The sequence below is a fragment of the Ruegeria sp. YS9 genome (genome assembly GCF_024628725.1).
Classification (GTDB): Bacteria; Pseudomonadota; Alphaproteobacteria; order Rhodobacterales; family Rhodobacteraceae; genus Ruegeria; species Ruegeria atlantica_C.
On sequence record NZ_CP102409.1, the window covers coordinates 686,144 to 709,703 of the forward strand.

General features: G+C 59.1%; 27 protein-coding genes. 19 read left to right on the top strand and 8 right to left on the bottom strand.

Going from position 1 to position 23,560, the window contains the following annotated elements:
- The first annotated feature begins 12 nt into the window (after positions 1–12).
- The 10 genes from cyoE (at position 13) to NOR97_RS03610 (ending at position 8,971) form a co-directional block, all read left to right on the top strand.
- A complete protein-coding gene (gene cyoE, locus NOR97_RS03565; RefSeq protein WP_257600230.1) occupies positions 13–963 on the top strand; it encodes a heme o synthase in 951 nt (316 codons plus the stop codon).
- On the top strand, positions 960–1,121 hold the full coding sequence (locus NOR97_RS03570; RefSeq protein ID WP_162896804.1) for a hypothetical protein: 162 nt from the start codon (positions 960–962) through the stop codon (positions 1,119–1,121). The genes cyoE and NOR97_RS03570 overlap by 4 nt, the downstream gene beginning before the upstream one ends.
- Entirely contained in the window at positions 1,121–1,696 is a 576-nt protein-coding gene (locus NOR97_RS03575; protein WP_257600231.1) for a cytochrome c oxidase assembly protein, read from the top strand. Before NOR97_RS03570 ends, NOR97_RS03575 begins: the two co-directional genes overlap by 1 nt.
- A 22-nt stretch (positions 1,697–1,718) precedes the next feature.
- Positions 1,719–2,534 (top strand): cytochrome c oxidase subunit 3, encoded by an 816-nt coding sequence (locus tag NOR97_RS03580; RefSeq protein ID WP_170345005.1) that lies wholly within the window; start codon positions 1,719–1,721, stop codon positions 2,532–2,534.
- 156 nt (positions 2,535–2,690) lie between these two features.
- On the top strand, positions 2,691–3,368 hold the full coding sequence (locus NOR97_RS03585) for an SURF1 family protein (protein WP_257600232.1): 678 nt from the start codon (positions 2,691–2,693) through the stop codon (positions 3,366–3,368).
- A complete protein-coding gene (gene thrC / locus NOR97_RS03590) occupies positions 3,365–4,753 on the top strand; it encodes a threonine synthase (protein ID WP_171616270.1) in 1,389 nt (462 codons plus the stop codon). Before NOR97_RS03585 ends, thrC begins: the two co-directional genes overlap by 4 nt.
- Positions 4,750–6,012, top strand: coding sequence for a pitrilysin family protein (locus NOR97_RS03595; RefSeq protein ID WP_257600233.1), 1,263 nt, complete (start codon positions 4,750–4,752; stop codon positions 6,010–6,012). The genes thrC and NOR97_RS03595 overlap by 4 nt, the downstream gene beginning before the upstream one ends.
- A complete protein-coding gene (locus NOR97_RS03600) occupies positions 6,012–6,596 on the top strand; it encodes a GNAT family N-acetyltransferase (protein ID WP_117869702.1) in 585 nt (194 codons plus the stop codon). The genes NOR97_RS03595 and NOR97_RS03600 overlap by 1 nt, the downstream gene beginning before the upstream one ends.
- A 102-nt stretch (positions 6,597–6,698) precedes the next feature.
- Positions 6,699–7,517 carry an MBL fold metallo-hydrolase gene (locus NOR97_RS03605; RefSeq protein ID WP_170345124.1) on the top strand — a complete coding sequence of 273 codons (819 nt, stop codon included), beginning with the start codon at positions 6,699–6,701 and terminating at the stop codon, positions 7,515–7,517.
- A gap of 38 nt (positions 7,518–7,555) precedes the next feature.
- Positions 7,556–8,971: an FAD-binding oxidoreductase gene (locus tag NOR97_RS03610; protein ID WP_257600234.1), complete on the top strand. Its 1,416-nt coding sequence runs from the start codon at positions 7,556–7,558 to the stop codon at positions 8,969–8,971.
- A gap of 38 nt (positions 8,972–9,009) precedes the next feature.
- On the opposite strand, the gene NOR97_RS03615 is transcribed toward NOR97_RS03610, so the two are convergent.
- Both NOR97_RS03615 and NOR97_RS03620 read right to left on the bottom strand, forming a co-directional pair.
- Positions 9,010–9,492 carry a fasciclin domain-containing protein gene (locus NOR97_RS03615; protein WP_170345010.1) on the bottom strand — a complete coding sequence of 161 codons (483 nt, stop codon included), beginning with the start codon at positions 9,490–9,492 and terminating at the stop codon, positions 9,010–9,012.
- Positions 9,493–9,662: 170 nt separating this feature from the next.
- Complete coding sequence (locus tag NOR97_RS03620) at positions 9,663–10,202, bottom strand: adenine phosphoribosyltransferase (protein ID WP_170345011.1); 540 nt, start codon at positions 10,200–10,202, stop codon at positions 9,663–9,665.
- Between the two features lie 440 nt (positions 10,203–10,642).
- Between NOR97_RS03620 and NOR97_RS03625 the strand changes: the two genes are divergently transcribed.
- Positions 10,643–10,816, top strand: coding sequence for a hypothetical protein (locus NOR97_RS03625; RefSeq protein WP_170345012.1), 174 nt, complete (start codon positions 10,643–10,645; stop codon positions 10,814–10,816).
- Positions 10,817–10,823: 7 nt separating this feature from the next.
- Here the strand turns inward: NOR97_RS03625 and NOR97_RS03630 are convergent, their stop codons facing one another.
- The 3 genes from NOR97_RS03630 to NOR97_RS03640 form a co-directional block, all read right to left on the bottom strand.
- Complete coding sequence (locus tag NOR97_RS03630) at positions 10,824–11,453, bottom strand: LysE family translocator (protein ID WP_170345013.1); 630 nt, start codon at positions 11,451–11,453, stop codon at positions 10,824–10,826.
- 292 nt (positions 11,454–11,745) lie between these two features.
- Positions 11,746–12,618, bottom strand: a complete 873-nt coding sequence (locus tag NOR97_RS03635; RefSeq protein WP_170345014.1) for an S-methyl-5'-thioadenosine phosphorylase — start codon at positions 12,616–12,618, stop codon at positions 11,746–11,748.
- Positions 12,619–12,684: 66 nt separating this feature from the next.
- On the bottom strand, positions 12,685–13,254 hold the full coding sequence (locus tag NOR97_RS03640; protein ID WP_170345015.1) for a hypothetical protein: 570 nt from the start codon (positions 13,252–13,254) through the stop codon (positions 12,685–12,687).
- 166 nt (positions 13,255–13,420) lie between these two features.
- On the opposite strand from NOR97_RS03640, the gene NOR97_RS03645 reads away from it, so the two are divergent.
- On the top strand, positions 13,421–15,055 hold the full coding sequence (locus NOR97_RS03645) for a SulP family inorganic anion transporter (protein ID WP_257600236.1): 1,635 nt from the start codon (positions 13,421–13,423) through the stop codon (positions 15,053–15,055).
- A 31-nt stretch (positions 15,056–15,086) separates the two neighbouring features.
- Here NOR97_RS03645 and NOR97_RS03650 read toward each other — a convergent pair whose 3' ends face one another.
- Positions 15,087–15,725, bottom strand: a complete 639-nt coding sequence (locus NOR97_RS03650; protein ID WP_170345017.1) for a CatB-related O-acetyltransferase — start codon at positions 15,723–15,725, stop codon at positions 15,087–15,089.
- Positions 15,725–16,330, bottom strand: coding sequence for a flavin reductase family protein (locus tag NOR97_RS03655; RefSeq protein WP_170345018.1), 606 nt, complete (start codon positions 16,328–16,330; stop codon positions 15,725–15,727). The genes NOR97_RS03650 and NOR97_RS03655 overlap by 1 nt, the downstream gene beginning before the upstream one ends.
- Before the next feature lie 71 nt (positions 16,331–16,401).
- On the opposite strand from NOR97_RS03655, the gene NOR97_RS03660 reads away from it, so the two are divergent.
- The 5 genes from NOR97_RS03660 (at position 16,402) to NOR97_RS03680 (ending at position 19,455) form a co-directional block, all read left to right on the top strand.
- Positions 16,402–16,896: a GNAT family N-acetyltransferase gene (locus tag NOR97_RS03660; protein ID WP_257600237.1), complete on the top strand. Its 495-nt coding sequence runs from the start codon at positions 16,402–16,404 to the stop codon at positions 16,894–16,896.
- A 52-nt stretch (positions 16,897–16,948) separates the two neighbouring features.
- Positions 16,949–17,692: an EcsC family protein gene (locus NOR97_RS03665; protein ID WP_170345020.1), complete on the top strand. Its 744-nt coding sequence runs from the start codon at positions 16,949–16,951 to the stop codon at positions 17,690–17,692.
- Between the two features lie 132 nt (positions 17,693–17,824).
- Positions 17,825–18,286 (top strand): NUDIX hydrolase, encoded by a 462-nt coding sequence (locus tag NOR97_RS03670; protein WP_257600238.1) that lies wholly within the window; start codon positions 17,825–17,827, stop codon positions 18,284–18,286.
- A gap of 72 nt (positions 18,287–18,358) precedes the next feature.
- Entirely contained in the window at positions 18,359–18,814 is a 456-nt protein-coding gene (locus NOR97_RS03675) for a DUF1178 family protein (RefSeq protein ID WP_257600239.1), read from the top strand.
- 2 nt (positions 18,815–18,816) lie between these two features.
- A complete protein-coding gene (locus NOR97_RS03680; RefSeq protein ID WP_257600240.1) occupies positions 18,817–19,455 on the top strand; it encodes an SDR family oxidoreductase in 639 nt (212 codons plus the stop codon).
- On the opposite strand, the gene NOR97_RS03685 is transcribed toward NOR97_RS03680, so the two are convergent.
- Positions 19,449–19,805, bottom strand: a complete 357-nt coding sequence (locus tag NOR97_RS03685) for a hypothetical protein (RefSeq protein WP_170345024.1) — start codon at positions 19,803–19,805, stop codon at positions 19,449–19,451. The two genes, NOR97_RS03680 and NOR97_RS03685, sit on opposite strands and share 7 nt — an antisense overlap.
- A 165-nt stretch (positions 19,806–19,970) precedes the next feature.
- Here NOR97_RS03685 and NOR97_RS03690 point away from each other — a divergent pair, with 165 nt between their 5' ends.
- Entirely contained in the window at positions 19,971–21,209 is a 1,239-nt protein-coding gene (locus tag NOR97_RS03690) for an aspartate kinase (protein WP_152457283.1), read from the top strand.
- A gap of 46 nt (positions 21,210–21,255) precedes the next feature.
- Positions 21,256–23,499 (top strand): phosphoenolpyruvate--protein phosphotransferase, encoded by a 2,244-nt coding sequence (ptsP, locus tag NOR97_RS03695; protein WP_170345025.1) that lies wholly within the window; start codon positions 21,256–21,258, stop codon positions 23,497–23,499.
- The last annotated feature ends 61 nt before the right edge of the window (positions 23,500–23,560 follow it).

Below are 23,560 nucleotides of genomic sequence, written 5' to 3' on the forward strand. Positions count from 1 at the left end.
AAAGGACCCGAGATGACCGACGCAAGCATCAATGCCAGCACAGCGACCGCCCACGCGGACGAGGCCAGCTTTGGCGATTACTTCGCCCTGCTGAAGCCGCGCGTGATGTCTCTGGTCGTGTTCACGGCGCTGGTCGGTCTGCTGGCGGCCCCGGTTCCGGTCCACCCCTTTGTCGGGTTCTGTGCCATTCTGTTCATCGCCATCGGCGGCGGCGCATCCGGTGCGCTGAACATGTGGTGGGATGCGGATATCGACAAGGTGATGAAACGCACCAAAGGTCGCCCGATCCCCTCCGGCAAGGTGGATGAGGGTGAGGCGATGGCCATCGGCCTGACCCTGTCGGGCCTGTCGGTGATCATGCTGGGCCTTGCGACCAACTGGTTCGCGGGCGCGTTTCTGGGCTTCACAATCTTTTTCTATGTCGTTGTCTACACGATGTGGCTGAAACGCTCGACGCCGCAGAACATCGTGATCGGTGGTGCGGCGGGCGCTTTCCCTCCGGTGATCGGCTGGGTGGCTGCAACCGGGTCCATGGCGGTTGAGCCGTGGCTGATGTTTGCCCTGACCTTCATGTGGACACCGCCGCATTTCTGGGCTCTGGCCCTGTTCATGCGCTCGGACTATGACGATGCGGGCGTGCCCATGCTGACCGTGACACACGGCCGCCGTGCAACGCGTGTACACATTCTCGTCTATACGGCCCTGCTGGCGATTCTGGCGGTGGGAACCGCGTTTTCTGGCATCGGTGGTCCCATCTACCTGACCGTGGCTCTGGTGTTGAACGCGTTGTTCCTGCGCGGCGCCTGGCAAATTTCGCGTCGGACCGAGGATGACTCGGAGGCCGACAACTTCAAGGTCGAACGCAGCTTTTTCAAACTTTCGCTGCTCTATCTCTTCCTGCATTTCGGCGCTGTTCTGGCCGAAGCCTTGCTGAAGCCCTATGGTTTGGGAGGATGGTCATGAGCCTGCGCAAAAGCCATGAACTGCATCAGCGCCGGTTCAGCCGCAATCTGGGCGTTGGACTGACGCTGGCTGCCTTTATCGTGATCATCTTTGGCCTGACCATCGTCAAGGTCTCGGGTACTGATTTCAACATGGCCACGCAGGAGGTGCAGAACTGATGGCGCTGTCTGGTCCTCAGAAAACGGTCGCTCAAACCGTGGGTGTGGTTGTCCTGATGGGCAGCCTGGCCTGGGCATCGGTACCGTTCTACGACTGGTTCTGCCGCGTTACCGGATTTGGCGGAACAACGGGTGTTGCCGAAGCCGCCCCCGAAGAAATTCTGGACCGCACGGTCACCGTACGGTTTGATGCATCCAAGGCCAAGGACATGGCCTGGGAATTCAAGCCCGTCGTCCGCGAGATGGAAGTGCGCATCGGCGAGACCGGACTGGCTTTCTATGAGGCCTACAATCCAACGGATCGCCCAATCGCGGGGCAGGCCTCATACAATGTGGCACCCTATTCGGCAGGCGGGTATTTTCAAAAGATTGCCTGTTTCTGCTTTGAAGAGCAGGTGCTGCAACCCGGTGAACGCGTAGAAATGCCGGTGACCTTCTTCGTCGATCCTGAAATGGTCGAAGATCTTGAAGCAAAGTATGTTCATACGATCACTCTGTCGTATACATTCTACGAAATCGAACTGCCCGAGGGCTATGCCGCCCTTGAAGCGCAGGCAGAAACAAACACGAACTAACGCCTGTAGGTGAGGGACGCTGATGGCACACGCTAAAAACCATGATTATCACATTCTGGCCCCGTCGATCTGGCCTCTGATCGGAGCTGTCGGCGGCTTTGTGATGTTGTTCGGAGCCGTCCTTTGGATGCACGGCGTGACGCCGTGGATGTTCTGGGCCGGTCTGGTCGCAGTTCTCTACACCATGTTCGCATGGTGGTCCGAAGTCGTTGTCGAGAGCCGACAGGGGGACCACACTCCTGTGGTTCGCATCGGCCTGCGTTACGGTTTCATCCTGTTCGTCATGTCCGAGGTGATGTTCTTCTTTGCCTGGTTCTGGTCGTTCTTCAAACATCGCATGTACCCGATGTACGACTATGCCGGCACCGAATACATCCAGCCGGACATCCACGCCGTTGACCCGTTCCACCTGCCGCTGATCAACACTCTGGTCCTGTTGCTGTCTGGCTGTGCAATTACCTGGGCGCACCACGCGCTGGTGCATGACAATGACCGCAAGGCGCTGATCAACGGTCTGGCCATCGGTATCGTTCTGGGCATCGCCTTTACCGGGTTGCAGGCGTTCGAGTATTATGAGCTGCTGGCCCATGAAGGCTGGAAGTTTGGCGATGATCAGTTCTATTCGAACTTCTTCATGGCGACCGGCTTCCATGGCTTCCACGTCATTATCGGCACCATCTTCCTGTCGGTCTGCCTGATCCGGGCCCTCAAGGGCGACTTCACACCTGAAAAACATGTCGGGTTCGAGGCGGCCGCCTGGTACTGGCACTTCGTTGACGTTGTCTGGCTGTTCCTGTTCTTCGCGGTCTACATCTGGGGACAGGCTCCGCTGATGTAAGACCGGTCAGGTGATCCAATTGCAAAAGCCGCCCCTTGGGGCGGCTTTTTCTCTATTCCGGGCGCAAGATTGCGCCCCATACAATTGCGTGGTTGCAATTTGGCCCGCACGCCCCTTAACAAGACGCCGGTTCCTGAAACGAGGTTTGACCCTGACATGCGCCGCATTCTGTTCCCGCTGATCTTCGGCCTTGCCGGTTTGGGCGTGCTGCTGTCGCTGGGCATCTGGCAGCTTCAGCGTCTGGCCTGGAAGCAGGAGGTGCTGGCCGAGATCGAAAGCCGAATCTCAGCCGCACCCACCGCCTTGCCCCGGCAGGTTTCAGAAGACTCTGACAAATATCTTCCGGTGACGGCTACGGGCGAGATGGAACCAGGCGAAATCCATGTGCTTGTTTCGGTCAAACAGGTGGGGGCAGGGTATCGGATCATCCAGTCGTTCAGCACCGAGGGCCGCACAATTCTGGTGGATCGGGGTTTTGTACCGACAACGGCCAAGCAGGCGCCGCGTCTGACCGGCCCGATGGAGATCACCGGCAACCTGCACTGGCCGGATGAGGTCGACGGTTACACGCCTGAACCCGATATCGATGAAAACATCTGGTTTGCCCGCGACGTGCCAAATCTGGCCGCCGCTTTGGGGGCCGAGCCGGTGCTGCTGATCGCGCGGTCTGAGACCGACCCGAACGTGACGCCTTTGCCGGTGGATACGGCGGGAATTCCAAACGATCACCTGCAATATGCAATTACCTGGTTTGGCTTGGCTCTGGTCTGGGCTGTGATGACCGGGTATTTCCTGTGGCGCAACCGCGCCCCTTCTGAGAGAGAAGAGCAATGAAATACATCTCGACCCGTGGCCAAGCGCCAGAACTGACCTTTGAAGAGGCGATGCTGACCGGTCTGGCCCGCGATGGTGGTCTGTATCTGCCCGCCGAGATCCCCGTGATGAGCCATGACGAGATCGCGGCGCTTGCTGGGTTGTCCTATGAAGACATCGCATTCCGCGTGATGTGGCCTTATGTCAGCGGGTCCTTTGCCGAGGATGAGTTCAAGCAGATCATCGGCCGCGCCTATGAAGGTTTCGGCCATGACGCCCGCGCGCCGCTGAAGCAGTTGAACGAAAACCATTTTCTGCTGGAGCTGTTCCACGGGCCGACACTGGCCTTCAAGGATTTCGCCATGCAGTTGATCGGTCAACTGTTCCAGGTGGCCTTGAAGCGTCGCGGAGATCGCGTGACCATCGTCGGCGCGACCAGTGGTGACACCGGCTCGGCCGCTATCGAGGCGTTCCGGGGGCTGGACGCGGTGGACGTGTTCATCCTGTTCCCGCATGGCCGCGTGTCCGAGGTGCAGCGTCGCCAGATGACGACGCCTGCGGACAGCAATGTTCATGCTCTGGCCGTGGATGGCGATTTCGACGATTGTCAGGCCGCGCTGAAGGACATGTTCAATGATTTCGACTTCCGCGACGGTGTCAAACTGGCCGGTGTGAACTCGATCAACTTCGCGCGGGTGCTGGCGCAGATCGTTTACTACTTTTCATCCGCCGTCAGCCTCGGCGCGCCGCACCGCAAGGTCAGCTTCACTGTGCCCACCGGCAATTTCGGCGACATCTTCGCGGGCTATCTGGCCAAGCGCATGGGCCTGCCGATCGACCGTCTGGTCGTGGCGACCAACCAGAACGATATCCTGCACCGGTGCCTGTCGGGCGAGGGATATTTCAAGGGCGACACGATCCCATCGATCAGCCCGTCGATGGACATTCAGGTCAGCTCGAATTTCGAGCGCGCGTTGTATTACGCCTATGGCGAGGACGGTGGAGCCGTGGCGCAGTTGATGGATGAGCTCAAGTCCGGCGGTTTCAACGTCAGTCAGGGCGCGATGGAGGCGCTGCGCGAGACTTTCGACTCGGGCCGGGTGTCCGAGGACGAAACGCTGGCGACGATTAGGCATACGCTTGCCCACAGCGCGGAACTGGTCTGCCCGCACACTGCGGTCGGGATCAAGGTCGGTGAAGAACACCGTGCCACCGGCACCCCGATGATCACCTTGGCCACTGCGCACCCCGCCAAGTTTCCGGCCGCAGTCGAGAAGGCAAGCGACGTGCATCCGCCTCTTCCATCCCGCATGTCTGATCTGTATGAACGTCCGGAACGGGTGACCCGGATTGCCAACGATCTGGGTGCCATCGAGGATCATATCAAAGGGCACATCGCCGAGTGACTGTCAGACAAGACCAACTGAAGAACGGCTTTCGTATCGTCAGTGAACACATGCCGGGGCTGCAATCTGCGGCCATCGGCATCTGGGTGACCGCCGGTGGGCGGCATGAGCGGATCGAACAGAACGGCATCGCGCATTTCCTTGAGCACATGGCGTTCAAGGGAACCGAGCGGCGTTCGGCGCTGCAAATCGCCGAGGCGATCGAGGATGTGGGTGGATACATCAACGCCTATACCTCGCGTGAGGTGACGGCCTATTATGCCCGGGTGCTTAAGGATGACGTGGCGCTGGCGATGGACGTGATCGGCGACATCGTTCTGAACCCGGTTTTCGACCCGCGCGAAATCGAGGTTGAGCGCGGCGTGATCTTGCAGGAGATCGGCCAGGCCTATGACACGCCGGACGATGTAATCTTTGATTGGTTGCAGGAGCAGAGCTATCACGACCAGCCTCTGGGCCGTACCATTCTGGGCCCGACCGAACGGGTCAGTGCGTTCTCGCGCGAGGATCTGTCGGGGTTCGTGGCCGAGCATTATGGCCCCGATCAGATGATCCTGTCCGCGGCCGGTGCCGTGGAACACGATCAGCTGATGAAAATGGCAGAAGAGATGTTCGGTCATCTGCAACCACGCACCGGGCTGATCGCCGAGCCTGCGCGTTTTACCGGCGGTGAAGCACGGCAGGAGAAAGAGCTGGAGCAGGCCCATTTCGCACTTGCGTTGGAAAGCCCGGGCTATCGCGACGATGCGATCTATACGGCGCAGATCTATTCCACCGCTTTGGGTGGTGGCATGTCTTCGCGGTTGTTCCAGGAGGTGCGCGAGTCGCGCGGTCTGTGCTATACGATCTTTGCCCAGACCGGAGCCTATGCCGATACCGGTACGACGACGATCTACGCCGGTACGTCGGCAGATCAGGTGGCAGAGCTTGCCACCATCACCATTGACGAAATGAAGCGCGCAGCCGAGGACATGACCACGGAAGAGGTTGCCCGTGCCCGTGCGCAGATGAAAGCCGGGATGCTGATGGGGCTTGAAAGCCCGTCAAACCGGGCCGAACGCTTGGCGCGGCTGGTTCAGATCTGGGGGCGGGTCCCGTCTCTGGAAGATACGGTGGCCCGGATTGATGCGGTCAGCACCGAAGATGTGCGCGTATTCGCCGAGCAGATGGCCGTCAACGCACCTGCCGCTTTGGCGCTGTACGGGCCGGTTTCGGGGGCGCCGACATTGGCCGAACTACAGGAGAGGCGGGCGGCGTGATGCTGTTGGGCAGACGCAAGCTGAAACTCGAGACTGCGCGGCTCAGCTTGCGCCCGCCTGTACATTCCGACTTCAACGATTGGGCCGCATTGCGGCGGGCCTCGAAAGACTATCTGACTCCTTGGGAGCCGATCTGGGCCAAGGACCACCTGAGCCGCAAATCCTTTACCAACCGTGTGTATTGGGCACAACGTTCTGTAGCGGCCGGGACGGCAATTCCGCTTTTTCTGTTTCGCCGCGAGGATGACGTCTTGGTTGGGGCCATCACGCTGGACAACATACGGCGCGGTCCCGCGCAGGCGGGCACATTGGGGTACTGGACAGGTCAGGCCTTTGCTCGACAGGGGTATATGCGTGAAGCCATCGGCGCGATGGTTCACCATGCCTTTACCCGTTTGGACCTGAGCCGGATCGAAGCCGCCTGCCTGCCGGAAAACCGGGCGTCGCGCGGGCTGCTGGAAAGCTCGGCCTTCAAGTATGAAGGCGTGGCGCAGTCTTATTTGCAGATCAACGGACGGTGGCGGACGCATGTTCTGTATGCCAGCCTGCGGTCCGATCGGCGCGGAAAAACCGACGCGGGATAGGGGGCGCTGCCCCCGTCGCGGCAAGCCGCGCCTCCCCCGGGATATTTGGGGCCAGATGAACAAGGGGCATGACTTGTGGGCGTTCTGCGCTACACTTCGGGAATGCGCTGTTTGATTGCGGCATTGATGGTGATTTCGGGCGGGGCCGCTGCGCAGGAGCGTCGGCCAAGCCACTGTATCGCCATTGCCGATGCGGCGCCCGGAATCGAGTATCTGCACAAGGCGGCCTGGCAGGATCCGGTACCGGAATTCTCGGTGCGGATCAGCTATATCGCGCACGCGTCCTTCATGATCCAGACCCGCGGCGGGCTGAATGCGGTGACGGACTTTACCGGGTTTATCGGCAGCGCAAACCTGATCCCGGACGTGGTGACGATGAACCATGCCCACGGCACGCATTGGACGGCCCATCCGGACCCGGCCATTCCGCATGTTCTGCCGGGATGGGGAGAGTTCGGGAAAGGTATCGAGCATCATCTGGATCTGGGAGAAATGCTGGTGCGCAATGTCTCGACCGATATCCGGTCTGTTTATGGTGGGGTCGAAGAGCGCGGCAATTCGATTTTTGTGTTCGAGGTTGAGGGGTTGTGCATCGGTCATCTGGGGCATTTGCATCATGTCCCGTCGGATGAGCAGTTTGCCGCGCTTGGGCGGCTGGATGTGGTCATGGCCGCCGTTGATGGCGGGACCACCATGCCTCTGCCCGAGATGATTGCGGTTCTGAAACGGCTGAAAAGTTCTGTCATCATTCCGATGCACTGGTTCTCGCAGTTTTCGCTGGATCGCTTCCTGGCGGATATCAGGGATACATTTCCGGTCGAGCGCGAAGGGGTGTCGGAAATCACCGTCTCATTGCGGAACCTTCCGGACCGCCCCACGGTTGTGGTGCTTGAGCCGCGCTATCTGATCGATCTTGAATAAGGCTTGCGGCAATCGCATCGCTTGGGCATTGAATGCGTATGAGTTTGAACCCCGCTGATGACCGTTTTGCCGCGCTGATCCGTTCGAAACTGGGCGACGGGGTGCTGCGCCCCGTAGAAGAACGGTATTTGGACGAACCGCGCGGTCGGTTTGCCGGACAGATCGGTCTGCTGGCCTTGCCGCGCAATACCGAAGAGGTGGCGGTGCTGGTAGGATTGGCTGCGAAAGCGCGGGTCCCGATCGTACCTTATGGCGGCGGCACCGGTCTGGTTGGCGGGCAGGTGATGTCAGAGGATCCGGCGCCTTTGCTGATCTCGTTGGAACGGATGACCGCCATCCGGTCAGTCTTTGCGACCGAGAACGTTCTGGTCGCCGAAGCCGGGGCCATTCTTCAAGACGTTCAGGCCGCAGCCGAGGCGGTAAACCGGTTGTTTCCTCTGTCGTTGGCGGCACAGGGATCCTGCCGGATCGGGGGCAACCTGTCGACCAATGCAGGGGGCGTCAACGTTTTGCGGTATGGCAACGCGCGCGACCTGTGCCTGGGGCTTGAGGCGGTGTTGCCCAGTGGCGAGATCTGGCACGGCCTCAGCCGGCTGCGAAAGGACAATACCGGCTATGACCTGCGCAATTTGCTGATCGGGGCCGAGGGGACGCTGGGGATCATAACGGCCGCATCGCTCAAGCTGTTCCCGCGACCCGCCGGTATCGGGACGGCGGTGTTTCAGGTGGCGTCTCCCGAAGCGGCGATCGACCTGCTGGCTTTGGCGCGGGACAGGGTGGGTGAGGCGGTCAGCACGTTTGAGCTGATCCACCGGCAGGGGCTTGATTTTCTGGCCGAGGTTCTGCCGGATGTTCGCCAACCGTTCCGCACGCCGCCAGAGTGGAGCGTATTGATCGAGCTGGGTCTGGCTGACGGGCAATCACCATTTGCCGCGTTGGAGGAACTCTTTGTTCGCGCTGACGAACTCGGTCAGGTTCAGGACGGAGTAATCGCCCAAAGTGAAGCGCAGCGGGCCGATTTGTGGGCGGTGCGCGAACGCATCCCCGAAGCCAATGGTCTGATCGGGTCAGTGTCGAGCCATGATATCTCGATCCCGATTTCCAGAATCCCCGACTTCATTCGCGATGGCAGAGACTTGATTGCAGGTCTCGGGCCCTTTCGGATCAATTGCTTTGGCCATCTTGGTGACGGCAATCTGCATTACAACGTGTTCCCGCCCAAAGGCCAGAGCCGATCGGATTTCGAGGACCAAAGAGGTGTGATCAAGCGGGCCATACATGATCTGGTTGACGCCTTTGACGGCTCGGTCAGTGCTGAACATGGGGTGGGGCGCCTCAAGACCGAGGATCTGGAACGCTATGGCGATCCTGCCAAGCTGGGCGCGATGCGAGCCATCAAGACGGCACTGGATCCGCAGGGCATCATGAACCCCGGCGCGGTCCTGAAAGGGTGAACACGGCCCCGGGCTTTGGGCCGTGTCCAGGTGTTTTCCTACGATGCAGGCAGGATCACCTTGTCGATCACATGGATCACGCCGTTCTTGGTTTCGATGTCGGCCTGAACAACGTTGGCGTCATTCACCATCACACCTGAATCCAGGTCGATCGTGATATCACCGCCTTGAACGGTTGCAGCCGTCATGTCGTCGCTCAGATCACCTGACATCACTTTGCCCGGCACGACATGGTAGGTCAGAATGGCAACCAGCTGATCCTTGTTTTCGGGTTTCAGCAAGTCTTCGACCGTACCTTCGGGCAAAGCCGCGAACGCGTCATCAGTGGGGGCAAAAACGGTGAAAGGACCTTCGCCCTTGAGTGTGTCCACCAGTTCGGCGGCCTGAACCGCCGCGACGAGTGTTTCAAAGCTGCCAGCGGCGACGGCCGTGTCGACAATGTCCTTGCCGTGACCATCGGCGATTGCAGCAGTGCTGAACAGGATCGAGGCGACACCGGCGGCGGCGAATTTGCGGAACATGAGCTTAACTCCCTGGGTTGAAATGCTTCAAGCAGCATCACCCAGTATACGGGGCAGCCTGACCACAAGATCACTTGAGTCGATCCGTTTTGCTGCTTGATCGGCGCGAAAACCGCGCTAAGCCTGCCCGGTTTTCGGTTTCCAATCACGTTTTTGTGAAAAACTCCTAGTCAGAGACCCTCGAATTCGCACAGGACATGCACGTCCATGCCCATCTCTTCCAACACTTTACGGCCACCAAGATCGGGCAGGTCAATGATGAAGGCGCAAGAGACGATTTCGCCCCCAAGCCGCTCGATCAGCTTGATACCCGCCGCAGCAGTTCCGCCCGTAGCCAGCAGATCGTCGACCACCAGAATCTTTTCGCCGGGTTGGATGGCATCGTCATGGATCTCGACGATCGCCTCTCCGTATTCCAACTTGTAGTCCTGACTGATTGTTGTGCCGGGCAGTTTGCCTTTTTTGCGGATCGGGACAAAACCGACGCTCAACTGATGTGCAATCGCGCCGCCCAGAATAAAGCCGCGTGCTTCAAGCCCGACTACTTTGTCGATCTGCTCACCGGCATAGGGGTGCAGCATCTGGTCAATTGCCATTCGAAACCCGCGGGGGTCGGCAAACAGGGTTGTCACATCCCGAAACATGATCCCTTCATGGGGGAAATCGACGATGGTTCGGATATAATCTTTGACAGATTTGTTTCTGGACATGGGCCAACCTTTTAGCGTCAAACAGCAATATTGTGTTTGGCCCAAGAGGGTTGGCCATGCAAGGAACAATTCCGCGGCCGGATCAGCACGGGTGCGAGGTTTCAGCGTTGAGCAGGACAAAAACCGGGGCAACCTTTGCGCCGGCCACGACAATTGCCCGACCCGTTTGATTGCTTGCTGCCACCTGTTCCAAACAGCCCCGGCGCTCGGATTTCCAGGAGCGCGATGAGAAAACTGTCTGGTTTGCAATTCGACATGTCCGGTTCTCAGGCGTCGTCGGCTTCAATTGAATGGACCTGGCTCAAGAACTGCCTGAAGGTTGCACGGTTCGTTGTCAGTTTCCCATCCTTGCCGTTAAGTGCCCGATAACGACAAAATCTATGCTATGGATATACACAGCATCGCCAGATAGAGCATAACTTCGTTGGGAAAAAATGCACGTGGCCGGGAATGAAGGCAAAGGGTCGACCAAGAAAAACAGTCAGTTGGTCTTGCGCCTCGACAGGGATGAACGAGACTCGTTTGTCGAGCTTTGCAAAGAGCTGGACACGTCTGCTGCGCGTGAAATCCGCAGGTTCATCCGCGGATTCATGAAAGAACACGCCGAAGACTGATGCGGTGTCAGGCCGGTCGGCGCAGGACCGCCGTGGCCATACCCATGCCGATCAAGGTCAAGCCGCCAAACCGTGTCATTGCCGTAATGACGCTGGCGCGCCCGATCAGCCGCCGCAACCTGTCTGCCAAAAGGGCGTAGGCCAACGCATTCACCCAGGCCAGCCCGACGAATGTGGCAATCAGGATGACGAACTGAGGTCCAAGCGGTTCAGCAGGGCGTATGAACTGCGGCACAAAGGCAATGAAGAAGGCGATGGATTTCGGGTTCAGGGCAGTGACGGCGGCTGCGTGACCGAATACGCTGCGCGCGGTGACATCCCGCCCGGTGTCGACCGTGCTCAATCCGCCGGCTGGTGCGCTGCGCAACAGTTTGATCCCAAGCCAGATCAGATAGGCCGCGCCCACCCATTTGAGAACGGAAAACAACGTGGCCGAAGCCAGAACAAGCGCGCCAAGCCCCAACAAAGATGCGGTCATGGCCACAAGATCGCCCACTGCAACCCCCGTGGCCGAGGCGACGGCGACACTGCGCCCCTTGGACAGGGCATAGCTGAGCACCAGCAACACCGTCGGGCCGGGGATCAGCAGCAATGCCGTGGAAGCAGCCACAAAGGCCAGCCAGACTTCAAGTGGCATGATGCGGTTCCTTTTCCAACTCAAGTCACACGAGTTTTCAGCCATACTACGAATTGGGCTCAAGTCGACAGCACCTGAGTCAAATTTCCCGTTTCAGGACTCAAAAAAAGGCGAACACTACTGCACGCATAACCGAAGAATATGCAGACAGGGCTTTCTTCAGGATATTCCGAATGAAAAAGCTGTTGAACTTGCCACCCGGACACGCGGCCAGAACGACAAACCGTACCAGTGCTCGGAGCCACACCGGATTTCGGAGCGATCCTCAGCCATCTGTAGAAAAACCGGGCTTTTACATCACACGCCCGGCCACCGCGTCCAACTTGGCCAGAAGCGCCGGGTCGCGCTTTTCCGGTGCGGTCAGGATCGCGTATTCCAGCGCCCGGTCGCAGCCATGCGGGCAAGGTGCCCGCTCTGCGCCCAGAAGGGATGGAAGGCCCTTGACCAGTGCGCGACCTTTTTCGGCATTACCGGTCAGGGTGGCGATGATCGTGGACACGTCCACCTCGCCATGGTCCGGGTGCCAGCTGTCATAGTCGGTGACCATCGCGATCGACGCGTAACACAGCTCGGCCTCGCGGGCGAGTTTCGCTTCGGGCATGTTGGTCATGCCGATCACGTCACAGCCCCATTGCTCGCGATACATCCTGGATTCCGCAAGGCTGGAAAACTGAGGTCCCTCCATCGCCAGATAGGTGCCGCCCCGGTGGATGGTGATACCAGCGGCCTTGCCCGCCGTCTCGCATGCGTCCGACAGGCGTGGGCAGGTGGGGTGGGCGACGCTGACATGGGCAACGCAGCCCGATCCGAAAAAGCTTTTGTCCCGTGCAAAAGTGCGATCGATGAACTGATCGACAATCACGAAGTCACCCGGTGCCATATGCTCGCGGAACGATCCGCAAGCCGACACCGAGATCACGTCCGTCACACCCAACCGTTTCAGCGCGTCGATATTGGCGCGATAGGGTACATCTGTCGGCGAGTGCACATGACCGCGCCCATGACGCGGCAGAAAGGCCATTTCGATACCGTCAAGCGACCCGGTCAGGATCTGGTCTGACGGTGTTCCCCATGGGGTCTCAACCTCTACCCATTCCGGGTTTTCCAGCCCATCGATGTCATAGATGCCCGATCCGCCGATGACGGCTATCCTGGTTTGGGTCACTGTCCTGCTCCGCCTGAATACCTGATGTTGAATTTGTGCGGGTTCAGCCCGGATTTGACAAGAGGCCTATTCCCGCATCGTCAACAGGTTGCGCTGTTGCGATTGCCCGGTGAAATCGGCCCAGGCCGCGCCGAACATGCCCAGAGACCAGGTCAGATCCTGTGATTGCCCGTGCCGGTCCCGGAACACGAAGCGGAACGCATCGCCGGTCAGCATGGCGTCCAATAGCGCCTTGGCGCGTTGGCCTTCGAAAGTACAGCCAAGCCCGGTCAGGCATCCGGGGCGCCGGGTGCGCCATGTGGTTTCTTCGCCCTTTTCGATGCGAAATCCGGATGGGGTGAAGAAAGTACCCGGCTCGATCCCGAATTCAATTTTGAAACCTTCCGGTTCCGGCGTAATGAAAACGAACTGTGCCGCGAATTTTGGCCGAAGGGAAAACACCTCTGCCCGTCGGATGTAGCACCGCTGCTGTAACGCGCCGCTTTCTTCGCGCTCGTCACAGATCGAATTCCAGATGCCGAAAATTTCGTGATGCGTTACCCGCCAGTTGCCGGCCGTGTCATTGCCATCCAAATCCTGTGCTAGGACGGGAAGGGCCGGGAACAGTAAGAACAGTAAGAAGAGGATCCAACGCATGGCCTCACATGTGGTGGCTTCATAGTGGCTCCTCAAATCACCTTGCCGTGAGCGCCAGGTATGCGCTTTGCGCATGGCTGCATCCCACATAATGCAGTAGCTCAATGCCGGCGCGCCAGCTACAACAACGCCTTCGCGCGAACATATAATCCTATAGGACTGTCTGATGCCCCGAGCCTTGCTGGCAAGCTTTGCCAATCGCCTCGCCATTCCCGATCTGCGCTGGGTGCCAGATGAGGGACTGACCTTCTCACGCCTGCGGATTGAGCTGCTGTCCGGTCTGACGGTTGCCCTTGCACTGGTGCCCGAGGCGGTGGCCTTTGCCTTTGTGGCGGGCGTGCACCCGTTGGTCGGTCTCTACGCTGCGTTTTTGGTGGGTCTGATCACGGCATTGATCGGTGGGCGACCGGGCATGATCTCGGGCGCGACCGGCGCGCTTGCGGTTGTCATGGTGGCACTGGTGGCCGAACACGGGGTCGAATACCTGTTCGCGACCGTTGTTCTTATGGGAATCCTTCAGGTCATTGCCGGAGCCATGCACTGGGGGCGTTTCATTCGTCTGGTGCCGCATCCGGTCATGCTGGGCTTTGTGAACGGTCTGGCCATCGTGATCTTTCTGGCCCAGATGGGACAGTTCAAAGTGCCCGGAACCATGGAAAACACCGGTCATGGACTGAGCGGCGGCGAATGGTTGTCCGGGATGCAGCTTTACACCATGCTGGGTCTTGTCGGGCTGACCATGGCAGTGATCTGGATCATGCCGCGTATCACGCGCATCATCCCAGCGCCTCTGGCCGGTATTCTGGTGGTCGCGGCAATCGTGATCGGATTTGGCCTTGATGTGCCGCGCGTCGGCGATCTGGCATCGATCGAAGGCGGCCTGCCTGCGTTCCATGTTCCAATGGTTCCTTTGAACTGGGAAACCTTTGAGATCATTCTGCCTTACGCGGTCATTCTGGCCGCCATTGGCCTGATCGAATCCCTGCTGACCCTGAACCTTGTGGGTGAGATCACAGGCAAGCGCGGCGGGGCCTCTCAGGAATGCATCGCACAGGGCGCGTCGAATATCGTGACCGGATTTTTCGGTGGCATGGGCGGTTGCGCGATGATTGGCCAGTCTATGATCAACGTGAAATCCGGCGGGCGTACACGTATTGCCGGTATCGCGGCAGCGCTTTTCCTGCTGGTCTTCATCCTGTTCGCGTCACCCCTGATCGAGCAAATCCCGCTGGCCGCGCTGGTTGGCGTGATGTTCATGGTTGTGATCGGCACCTTTGCGTGGAACTCGTTCAAGATTCTGCGCAAAGTGCCAATGACCGATGCCTTCGTCATCGTTCTGGTCACCGTCGTAACGGTGATGGAGGACTTGGCCGTTGCCGTCGTGGTCGGCGTCATTGTCTCGGCGCTGGCCTATGCCTGGAACAATGCCAAGCGCATTCATGCGGTTACGCGTGAATCCGAGACTGAGAAAGGCGCGAAGGTCTATGAAATTCAGGGGCCGCTGTTCTTTGGATCCTCTGACGGATTTATCGAACTGTTCGACGTCCCGAACGATCCCGAAACCGTTATCATCGATTTCGCCGAAAGCCGCGTGGTGGATCAGTCCGCCCTGCAAGCCATCGAAAACATCGCCGCAAAATACGAGGCGGCAGGCAAACGGGTCATGCTGCGTCACCTGAGCCGCGACTGTCACAAACTGCTGAACAAAGCGGGACACCTCATGGTCGACAGTGATGATGATCCGGACTACGAGCTGGCGGTAGATTACTCTGTCCGCACCGGTATTCTGGGCGGGCACTGACTTCGAAAGGCGGCCAATCGGGCCACCTTTTTCAAGGGCCCAAGCGCTCCAGCTTATCGATATCTCCCGTCAGCAGAGCGCTTTCGGCTTCGGCGATCAGTTCGACTGGCCAGTCCCACCACTTCAAAGAAAGCAGCCGCTCGATTGTGTCGGCGTCAAACCGGTATCGCCGTACCTCGGCAGGATTGCCCGAGACGATCGCATAAGGCGGGATGGTTCCACGCACGACTGAACCCGCGCCGATTATCGCTCCGTCACCGATATTGGCTCCGGGCAGGATCAACGCGCCATAGCCGATCCAGACATCATTGCCGATCACGGTGTCCCGGACGTCCGGCTGGAATTCCAACATCTGTTCCGGATCGAAAACCGGAAAGGGAAAGCAGGTTATCCCATCCATCGCATGATTTGCCGAGGCTGTCACAAAGCGGACGCCGTGGGCAATTTGGCAAAACTTCCCCAAAATCAGCTTTTCGCGCGAAAACTCGAACAGATAAGGGGCCAGCCGATTGGCCCAATCCTCGGGTTCGTCAAAATCTGATGCGTAAGTGTAATCTCCCACCTGAATTCTGGGGTGGTCGATCACTCGTGACAGAAAGGCCGTTCCTTTGTGTTCCGTGCCGTCAGGCAGAGTGACAGGATATCGGCGCGCAGCGTCAGGCAGGGGCATCAGTCATCCGGTCTCGAAAGGCTGAACAACTCGGAAACGACAGAGTAATCGCGATACCCGAGCCGCGCCAAAGGTTGGAACGAGGTCACGTCGAACATGCCATCCCGAATATGATCGTCGTGCAGGTGTACACCTGTCACTTCGCCAAACACCACCCGATTGGCTTCACCGGGCAGCGTGACGATCTGCGTCAGCTTGCATTCCAACGCAGCTGGGACCCCTTCGATCCGTGCGCAGGGTATGGTTTCGCATTCTATGGGTGAAAGCCCGGCATGCGAAAACTCATCAACTTCTTTCGGCAACCCGGCCGAACTTGCATTCATCGCGTCCCGATGCGCATGGGCCACGACATTCACGCAAAACACGCCCGTAGCCGCGATATTGGCGATGCTGTCCTTGCCGACGCTCTGATCTTGTTTGGTGCCGGTCGAGGCAAACATGACCTGTGGTGGCGTATAGGCGACGCCGTTGAAAAAGGAATAGGGCGCCAGATTGTTGATCCCATCCGCGTCCCGAGTCGAAATCCAGCCAATCGGGCGTGGCGTGATGATGGCGTTGAACGGGTTGTGCGGCAATCCGTGGCCGTCTTCGGGGCGATAGAACATCTGAACTCCAAGCGTTTGCCCAAGGCGTAGCGAAGTGCTAGGGCGATTGCCAGCAAGTAAAAGAGGGCAGGGTGCAGCAATTCGGGATCAGGCCGGAAGAGCCGGACGACTGGTGGGAGGTCGAAGCCCTATATGACCTGTGTTTTGCGCCGGGTCGCGAGGCCTTGTCGTCCTACCGCTTGCGTGATGACGTGCCGCCGGTTGCGGGCTTGTCTATGGTCGCGCGCGACGGTCAGGGGATTCTGGCCGGTGCGATCCGGTTCTGGCCGGTTCATGTCGGTGATCACGATGCTCTGCTGTTGGGGCCGGTTGCCGTGCACCCCACCCACCAAGGTGAAGGCCTGGGCGGATATTTGATACATGCAGGAGTCGAGGCGGGGCGCACACGCGGTTGGCAAAGGGTCATGCTGGTGGGGGATGAGCCCTATTACAGCCGGTTCGGTTTCACACGATTGCACGCGGTCGAGATGCCTCCGCCCACCAACCCTGACCGGGTTTTGGGGCTGGAACTGGTGCCCGGCGCCTGGTCCGGGGTTCAGGGTGCGGTAACGCGTTGGGGCCGCTGACCTATTGAAACCATGCTGCGCAGCGCCGATGTTGGTAGGCAGGAGGGCGTGAATGCAGAACGTTGTTCTTGTTGAAAACGTGGATACCGAGGCCGAACTGGATCGTTTGGCGGACCACTACCGATCCGCCGGAGGGGCTGGCGTGAAACTTCTCAACAAACTTGGGGGGTCAGCCGAGTCATTGCTGGAGCAATTGCCCGAACCCGTTCGGAATGGCCTGACAGGCGCAACCGAACAGGCGTTATGGCTGGCGATGCATGCGGCCGAGGGCTCGCGGCGCGCGGTTCCTGATCAGCAGCCCTGGGTCAACACCGCGGTGACGACTGCCATGGGTGCGGCCGGGGGGCTGGGCGGCGTTTCGACAGCCCTGATGGAGCTGCCCGCGACAACCGCGATGCTGCTACGCGCCATTCAGGGGGCCGCCGCGCGCGAGGGGTTTGATCCCTCTGCCGAAAACGTAAAGTTCGATTGCGTCCGCGTTTTGTCGGCGGCAGGACCATTGTCGCATGATGATGGGGCAGACCTGGGTTTTTTCTCGGTCCGGCTGACGCTGACCGGACCGGCCATGCAACGCCTGATTGCCGCCGTTGCGCCGCGTTTTTCGATTGTACTGGGGCAAAAGCTTGCAGCCCAGTCCGTTCCTGTGCTGGGGGCATTGGCCGGGGGTGGCACGAATTATGTCTACACGCGCTATTACCAACAGATCGCGCGCGTGCATTTCGGTTTGCGCCGACTGGCAATTGACGCTGATATTCCCCATGACGATCTGGCACGGCGGCTTTCTGCCCGAATGTAGGCGATATCCTGATCGACGCGAGTGACTTGGCGTGTGATACATCATGTGGTATGGTTTCGGGCGTCGGCCTCTAGATCGGGTGGGCTTACGAGTTTGGATGGCTGACGTTTGACCGAAAGGGAGCGTCGCTCGATGAATGCAGGATTGTTGCTTCATGACCTTCCAAAAGCTGCAAGGCAGCCAGTTTTGCGGCAATCCTCGGCTTTGTGTTTCCGGATCAAGCGCGGCCGTCCCAAGATTTTGTTGGTCACGACACGCAAGTCACGGCGATGGATCATACCCAAAGGATGGCTCATCCCCGGTCTGAGCCCGCAGGAAACCGCATTGCAAGAGGCTTGGGAAGAGGCGGGCGTATCTGGACGGATCAACGGGGCGCGACTGGGGCAGTTCCTGCATCTCAAGCACCATTCGAACTGGCCCCCATCCTTGTGTCTGGTGGATGTTTTTCCAGTGCATGTAAGCGCTGTGTCGCCAGACTACCCGGAAAAGACCGAGCGTCGGCGCAAGTGGTTTTCGCCGAAAAAAGCGGCGCTAAAGGTCGATTCTGATGAGCTTGCTGAATTGTTGCGCGACTTTAAGCCGTACTCACATTAAAGTAGCATCTGATAGGCTTGATATTGTCATCTTGATCGGTATCTATTCGCCAATCGTTTTTTTGGACTGAACATGATTCAATACGCGTTGAAATGCAGCGAAGGCCACAGTTTCGACAGCTGGTTCCAATCCGCCGCAGCCTATGACAAGCTGGCCTCTGTGGGTATGGTCACCTGCGCGGTTTGCGGGTGCACGCAGGTCGAGAAAGCGGTCATGACGCCACGCGTCCGCCCGGCGCGGAATGCACGTAAGAAAAGTGAAATCCGTTCCACCCCTGAAGAAAAGATCGACGTGGCCACCCCATCGCCTGAAATCGAGAAGGTTTTGGCCGAAATGCGCCGCCACGTCGAAGAAAACTCGGATTATGTAGGGAAAGATTTCGCCAGCGAGGCGCGCAAGATTCATCTGGGCGAGGCTCCGGAGCGTGCGATTTACGGAGAAGCCAAGCTGGATGAGGCGAAATCCCTGATCGAAGATGGCGTGCCGGTGGCTCCGCTGCCGTTTGTTCCAAGCAGAAAGACCAATTGATCATGCACGTCATGATCACCGGCGCCAATCGCGGCATCGGGCAAGCCCTGGCACAGCGTTACGTCAACCGGGGGGACAAGGTCACCGGGACGGCGCGCGACGGCAGCATACAGGTGCGTCTGGATGTGTCCGATCCCGTGCAGCAATCAGCCATGGCAGAACAGTTGAAAGACCAGCCCATCGACCTGCTGGTCTGCAACGCTGGCGTGTATTTGGACAAGGGGCATTCGATCGATGGCTACCCGGCCGACATGTGGGCACACAGCTTTGCGGTAAATGTCACGGGAGTCTTTCTGACGATACAGACACTGTTGCCCAACCTACGCGCGGCGGGTGGCAAGATCGCGATCCTTTCGTCGAAAATGGCGTCGCACACGCTTGCGCCGGGTGGCAGTTATATCTACCGCGCGTCCAAGGCGGCGGCTCTGAACCTTGGGCGGAATCTGGCGATGGATCTCAAAGATGACGGGATTGCCGTCGGCATCTATCATCCGGGCTGGGTTCAGACGGATATGGGCGGTGCAGCGGCCGATATCGATGTGGATCAGGCCGTGTCCGGCCTGATTGAACGATTTGATGCCCTGTCGCTAAGCACAACGGGCTGTTTTGAAACCTATGACGGGCAACCGCACGCCTATTGAGAGGTCAATGCGGCTTTGGGGATTTCAAAGACCTCACCGGGCTCAATGTAGACCACCATCATATCGCCGCGCGTTTCATGTGAGATTTTCGAGGTCGAGTTGCTGGAGTCCGGCACGCCATCCTTGAAATAGATATTGCGCACTTGCCCGCCACCCAGGGCCACCGCGACCGTTATGTTTCCGTCATCATGGCGGCGCAGTTCGGCGTGGCAGCTTTGTACCGGATCACCGGCATTTGCCGCGCAGGGAATTGTGCCCAGCGCGTTCTTGCCGTCCGTCCCTGCGACACTCGCGACCTGGGCCAGTGCCGGCGATGACATTACTGCAAAGGCAAGGGCTAGGCGAAACATGAAGAACCTCTTGATCTGGTTGATGTCCTTAGGCTGACATCGCGCCAGTCCAATGTAAAGCGGCCCTGCGCCGCAGGGGCGACCGCTTTGCGCCCTTGCCCTTGCGGTGCCCCTCGCTTATGAGGCACGGAACTTCTAATCCAAGGCGCGGAGACTTTTGCCCCCATGCCCGTACTCGTAATGAAATTCGGCGGCACATCGGTCGCCAATCTGGACCGCATCCGCCGCGCCGCCAAACGGATCGGCGTTGAAGTCGCCAAGGGCTATGACGTGATCGTCATCGTCTCGGCCATGTCGGGCAAAACCAACGAGCTTGTGGGTTGGGTGAACGAAACGTCGCCTCTGTTCGACGCCAGGGAATACGATGCCGTCGTGTCCTCGGGCGAGAACGTGACCGCTGGCCTGATGGCCCTGACCTTGCAGGAAATGGACATCCCCGCGCGCAGCTGGCAGGGCTGGCAGGTGCCGCTGCTGACCACCAGCGCGCACAGTCAGGCGCGGATCGAGGAAATTCCGACCGAGAACCTGAACCAGAAATTCAGCGAAGGCATGCGCGTGGCCGTGGTTGCCGGGTTTCAGGGCATCAGCCCGGAAGGCCGGATCACGACATTGGGCCGGGGTGGGTCGGATACAACGGCCGTTGCCTTTGCGGCAGCCTTCGACGCCGAACGCTGCGACATCTATACGGACGTTGATGGCGTCTATACCACCGATCCGCGCATCTGCGAAAAGGCCCGCAAGCTGGACCGCATTTCGTTCGAGGAAATGCTTGAACTGGCGTCGCTTGGTGCCAAGGTGCTGCAAACACGCTCGGTCGAACTTGCGATGCGGTACAAAGTCAAGCTGCGCGTTCTGTCAAGCTTTGAAGAACAATCCGATGAGGCCGGCACGCTGGTCTGCGACGAGGAGGATATCATGGAATCCAATGTTGTGGCCGGTGTGGCCTATTCCCGCGACGAAGCCAAGATGACCGTTGTTTCCGTGGCCGACCGACCGGGCATCGCCACAACCATCTTCTCGGCGCTCAGCGAAGAGGGCGTGAATGTCGACATGATCGTCCAGAACATCTCGGACGAGGGTCGCACGGACATGACGTTCTCGTGCCCCACGGATCAGGTGGCTCGCGCCGAAAAAGCGCTGCTGGCGATCAAGGAAAAGGGCGAGCTGAACTATGCCGAACTGGTTGCAGACACCGATGTCTGCAAGGTTTCGGTTGTGGGAATCGGGATGCGCTCGCAATCGGGCGTGGCGGCCAAGATGTTCAAAGTGCTCTCGGATGAGGGGATCAACATCAAGGTCATTACAACCTCCGAGATCAAAATTTCCGTCCTTGTGGATCGGAAATACATGGAACTTGCTGTTCAGGCACTGCATGATGCCTTTGAACTGGACAAGGCGGCCTGAGCTTATCGGCCAAAGGTATCGCCTGACACACTAAATCGGTTGGGCCATGTCAGACGGCACGGAAACAGAATCCCGCAAGCTGCTGCGGCGGTTGCGCGAAGAAATGGCGAGCGAAGCCGCCGGTCAAGAACGTCTTGACCGGATCACGCACCTGATCGCTGACAGTATCAGGGCCGAGGTGTGTTCCATCTACCTGTTTCGCGATGAAGACACGCTGGAACTTTGCGCGACCGAGGGGCTGTCTCCGGAAGCGGTCCATAAAACCCGGATGCGCATGGGCGAAGGTCTTGTGGGGCGGGTTGCCAAGTTCGGCAAGGTTGTCAACACCGCCGACGCGCCGTCGGCCAAGGGCTTCCGCTACATGCCGGAAACCGGCGAGGAACGGTATTCCTCTTTCCTGGGTGTGCCGGTTCAACGCCTTGGGGAAAAGCTGGGCGTTCTGGTCGTCCAGTCCCGCGAGGCGCGCGAATTTTCCGCCGATGAGGTCTATGCGCTGGAAGTGGTCGCCATGGTGCTGGCCGAAATGGCCGAGCTTGGCGCCTTTGTCGGCGAGGGTGCGGCCCTGTCACCCCTGCACCAGCAATCGGTTCTGCTGCGCGGCGGTCCGGCACAGGAAGGATCCGCCGAAGGGCATGTCTGGCTGCACGAACCCCGCGTGGTTGTGACCAATCCAATTGCCGAAGACCCGCACCGGGAACGCGAACGTCTGGTCGAAGCGGTGGAAGAACTGCGCGTCGGTGTCGACAAGATGCTCGAAATTTCGCAGGGCGGCGACAAGGAACAGCTGAAGGTTCTGGAAGCATACCGTATGTTCGCCAATTCCAAAGGCTGGATGCGGCGGATGGAGGAAGACATAGCCCTGGGGCTCAGCGCCGAAGCCGCGGTGGAGAAGGAACAATCCCAAGCCCGAGCGCGCATGGGGCAGGTCACAGATCCTTACTTGCGTGAACGTCTTGCGGATCTGGACGATCTCAGCAATCGCCTGCTGCGCATCCTGACCGGGCAAGGCAAGACGGACAGTGCCGATCTGCCACCCGATCCGATCCTGATCGCGCGCAATATCGGCCCCGGCGACCTGCTGGAATACGGACGGGCGCTGAAGGGGATCGTGCTTGAAGAAGGTTCAGTCGGCAGCCATGCCACCATAGTTGCAAGGGCGCTGGCTATTCCTTTGGTCGTGCATGTGGGCCGGATCACCACCGAGGCCCTGAACGGAGATCACATTTTGGTCGATGGTGATCAGGGTGTTGTGCATCTGCGCCCGGAAGACAGCGTGGTCAGTGCCTTCCGCGACAAGATCGCGATGCAGGCCAAGGCGCAGGAACGTTATGCGTCGATCCGCGAAACTCCCTGCGTGACGCGGGACGGATCGCGGATAAATCTGGTGATGAATGCGGGTCTGATGGCCGACCTGCCTTCGCTTGGTACCTCGGGCGCCGAAGGCGTTGGCCTGTTCCGCACAGAACTGCAATTCCTGATCCGCAACCAGATGCCGAAACGGTCGGAACTGGTCAGCCAGTATAAGCGCGTTCTGGACGCGGCGGGGGACAAAAGGGTGGTATTCCGCACACTCGATATCGGGTCGGACAAGGTTCTACCCTATATGAAGCACGTGGCGGAACCAAACCCGGCGCTGGGCTGGCGCGCCATTCGTGTCGGTCTGGACAAGCGCGGCGTCATGCGAATGCAGTTGCAGGCCCTGCTGCGCGCCGCCAATGGCCGACCGCTGACCATCATGTTCCCCTTTGTCGCACAGGCCGAGGAATATCGCGACGCCCGCTGGGAAGTGAACAAAACCATCGAGCGGGAAAAGCGATTGGGCCATGTTCTGCCCGAAACGCTTGAAGTGGGCGCGATGCTGGAAACCCCGTCGCTGGCCTTTGCGCCGCAGAAATTCTTTGACGAGGTGGACTTCATTTCAATCGGTGGGAACGATCTCAAGCAGTTCTTCTTTGCCGCTGACCGTGAAAACGAACTGGTCCGCCGTCGTTATGACACACTGAATGTCAGCTTCCTGAGCCTGATGGAGCGCATCGTCGAACGCTGCGATATCTCGGACACCCCGCTCAGCTTCTGTGGTGAAGATGCGGGCCGCCCGGTCGAGGCGTTGTGCCTAGCGGCGATGGGGATTCGGACGCTGTCGATGCGTCCCGCCTCGATTGGCCCGGTCAAAAGCCTTCTGTTGCGGTCCAATCTGACGGAGGTTCGCAAAATCATCGCTGACGCGCGCCACCGCGGAGAACAATCGGTGCGCCCCGCGGTCATGGACTGGCTGCGCCATCAGACCTGATGCGCAAAACGGCACGGTTTCTTCAAACTGTGCTTGATTTTTCATGAGCGGCTTTCTAATA